Here is a 3,373-nt window from a genome sequence, read left to right as displayed (position 1 = left end):
GTTTTTTTCCCATAAAATCCCAAATTTTCTTGTTGAATCCATAATAATATTCATATAAATCCTTATTTTAATAACTTATTCTTTTATTGCTCGGGGTATGCTTTTTTAATTCCTGCTTTTTGTTGACTTGTTAAGGACAAGGGATTCTTCTTATCGGATGTAGAACCAGCCCAATGCCAAGGTTCATTTTTCCTATCGCCCCCATATAACGATGAATATGTCCTTTATCATCAATTGCAAATCGCTGTTTACCAATTTGTACTGAACTTTCAATTAATTGAACTGAATTCTTTGGCTCAATACCAGCATCAAACTTAAACCCTAACTGACCAGGAGTATGTTTAGGATTAGATTTATAAGTAGTTTCACTAATCGTTTTATCTGGATTTTTAATTTTTATTGAGATAGCTTGAGGGACAGGTATAGAAGACCCTGCCCCCTGTCCTTTAGACGTACCAAAATCATTCTTTTGATGACTCTTCGACGCCAATGCCGTATCCGGAATCCTGTCCCCCTTCGCAACATTGCCATTTGCAGGAATACGGATATTCCCGACCCCTGACAATAATGGATCGCTGCCGGTAACGGCCGGCTTGATGTTTTTCAGGTTGCCAACTCCCGCAATAATCGGGGCTTTTATCCTCGGATTGGGGTTGACAAAGCTCATCAGCCAGTCGGCAACGTTCAGCGCAAGCTCTTCGTTTTTCCGCTCTTCCTGCCTGATTTTGGTGTCTTTTGTCCCGCTGTGCAGCCAGGTCAGGTTACGGTATTCGGGTTTGTCCTGTCGGCGGTATTCCTCAAACAGCTTCGGATCGTTGTAGGCTTGCGGATTTCTTGCGCCGTAGTCGCGGTAGTCCCAAGTATAACCCAAGGCTTTGTCTTCGCCTTTCATTCCGATAAGGGATATGACGCTTTGATCGGTATAGCCGTCTTGGGAACCTTTGTCCACCCAGCGCAGTATCTGCCTGCGGATTCTCATCGCGGCTTCTTGGCTGCTGATTTTTCTGCCTTCGCGTTTTTCAACTTCGCGCTTGAGATCATTGGCATATTTGTCGAACTAAGTTTGATTGGGCGGTTTCAGTGCATAAGGTGATGCAGGCTACTTTTTCTGATTGCTGTGGCAACTTGTCGAAAGAAAGGACGTCTGAAACGTTTTTTCTTTTTTCAGACGGCCTCTTAGCTCAAACCTTGAGAACCGCATATGTGCGTTCCGCACACATTCGCGTTGCCGATAAGCTGCGCACCCTTGAGGGTGGTATCCCCGCCGCTGCGGATGGTGGTTGTGCCGACCATACTGCCAACATGGGTGTGGCGGTGGACTGCTTTTGTCTGATTGCTGTGGCTACTTGTTGAAAGAAAGGTCGTCTGAAACCGTATTTGTTGTTTCAGATGACCTCTTGGCTCAAACCTTGAGAACCGCATGCGTGCGTTCCGCACACATCCTACTTGTTGAGTTTAGGTTTCATATGGGCTACGGCTTGCTGCCCAATAATTTTGATCCTGTTTAAAAATCATTATTTGATCTCCGTAATTTTGACTTTAATGTTTAGATTTTTGCCATACTCTACCACACGTTGCAACTGCAATCTTTACTCCTTATTAGTTTGTGCGGGTATGGCCAGATGGATTTCGCGCTGTTTGATCATGTCGGCCCTTAGTGTCATACCCGAAAGACTATGACGTTCAAAATTTGCCGTCTTAGAGTTGTGTCTACACCGCTTCGGATAATGATTTTGCTAGCCGTGCTGCCGATATGGGTGTGGCGGTGGGCTGCTTTTGTCTGATTGCTGTGGCGCCTTGTTGAAAGAAAGGCCGTCTGAAACGTATTTTTGTTGTTTCAGACGGCCTCTTAGCTCAAACCTTGAGAACCGCATGCGTGCGTTCTGCACACATCCTTTTGTCAAGTAATATTAAGTGATAAAGCACATATGCCCAACCGGCTTTGTCAAGAGCTTCCGAAAGGCTGCTTGTGCAGCATGAAAGCTACGGCTTGTTTAATTGAAACTCTCCTGATCTAAAAATTCTAACTCTATTTCCCGGCAAACTATATCTATGATAAAACCGGTCGGAAGATCATACCTACCGCCTATCAATTCCAACGTACCTCCATAATCCCAGATTTCATCATCCTGCTTTAATTTGCCAAGCTCCAATACATTTTTGATCTTTTTATCTTGGCTCTTCGTAGCGTATTCATATCTAAATTTTAGATAGCTGAACTGCTTGAATTTAATTTTTACCCAGTCTGAATAATTGGGGGTAGGAAGCTCTTGAGGTAAATCCGGATAATCCACACAATTGACGATAATATGAAATTCATCGTTTTTCAAAGTATAGTTTAATAGAGTGCCCTCATATATATACAGAAATTGATAATCTTTTCTTGGAATAGTATAAGTTGTCATATTATTTTACCTTTTCAAAAACAATGGTTTTAAGGACTGTTGAGTTCAAGTCGCTTCCATCACTCTTCTGAAATTTCAGTTGTTTAAACTCCTCCTTTAACGGACCATTATATTTTAACCTTAATCCCATTCGGGCCAGTTCTGTTTCATTTGGAATTCCTCTTAGATATTTATTGGTTACTGTGCCATTAATCACAATTTCTCCCCCTGTTTTTGTAATACGTGCTGCTTCAGGAAGATAATCCATTATTGTAAATTTCCCTTCTGGTTTAGGGATATAAGGATTATTTGCGATAACTCTCGCCTGACTGCCTGTCGGTATATTGGGCATAAAACGTGCATCTCTTGCAACAGCCATCGGATCTGATGGGCTAACCCCTACTGCTCCAGGTATTTGTACCCCTTTGCTGTCTGTAAATAGCTCTACTGTACCATTAGGTCTTATCTTCGGTGCGGATTTATCCGGCTTAGGCAACGCTTTTTGTTCGGTTACGCCGACATAGTCCTTAGTTACATCACTGTGTCTTTTTGAAGTGATTGGATTTTTATTCCCTCCCGCCATCTCCCCATCGAGGACGGACATCCTCCCGGTCTTTTGCCCAGCACCGGTTTTGCCGTTCTTATTCCATACACTCCTTCCCGGCGAGACAGCACCGATCCTAATCCCGGTTATCATGCCTAATGCTCTGTCAACTTTGTCGGCAGCCCAATCACCTACCTCTTCTTCAACAGGGTTGTTGTAGTCCTTGATCAATGGGACATACGGTGCTTCCTTACCGGCCAGTTTGCCGATAACGCCGTTATACGTACCGATGAAGCCGTTTGCATAGAACGACGGCAGGTTGGCTACACCTTTACCCAGTCCGGCTGTAGCAGTATCAAAAGTTTTGTTCCGAATCTGCGGGCTTCTTTCCGTATAACTGGAAACCGCATTTCTTTTCAACTGCTCCCTCGTTTCCCTATAACCC

3 protein-coding genes and 2 pseudogenes are annotated in these 3,373 nt (G+C 43.7%); all 5 read right to left on the bottom strand.

All coding sequences use genetic code 11. The features are described 5' to 3' along the window. Nucleotides 1–83 precede the first annotated feature (83 nt). Nucleotides 84–1,054: pseudogene (locus tag ACTHUR_RS10510) on the bottom strand (hemagglutinin repeat-containing protein); the annotation flags it as partial. A gap of 173 nt (nucleotides 1,055–1,227) precedes the next feature. Further along, a pseudogene (locus tag ACTHUR_RS10505) lies at nucleotides 1,228–1,422 on the bottom strand (hemagglutinin repeat-containing protein); the annotation flags it as partial. A gap of 167 nt (nucleotides 1,423–1,589) precedes the next feature. Beyond that, the gene (locus ACTHUR_RS10500; RefSeq protein WP_336623262.1) at nucleotides 1,590–1,664 is read right to left on the bottom strand and encodes a hypothetical protein; all 75 of its coding nucleotides are present in this window, start codon (nucleotides 1,662–1,664) and stop codon (nucleotides 1,590–1,592) included. A 330-nt stretch (nucleotides 1,665–1,994) separates the two neighbouring features. After that, nucleotides 1,995–2,405 (bottom strand): hypothetical protein, encoded by a 411-nt coding sequence (locus tag ACTHUR_RS10495; RefSeq protein WP_440398550.1) that lies wholly within the window; start codon nucleotides 2,403–2,405, stop codon nucleotides 1,995–1,997. A 1-nt stretch (nucleotide 2,406) separates the two neighbouring features. Next, nucleotides 2,407–3,373: hypothetical protein (locus tag ACTHUR_RS10490; protein WP_440398549.1), on the bottom strand; the 967-nt coding region annotated here is incomplete at its 5' end.

It is taken from the genome of Neisseria sp. P0021.S007 (assembly GCF_051956855.1).
Note: the sequence above shows the minus strand (reverse complement) of the source record. Positions and strands in the feature narration are given on the sequence as shown.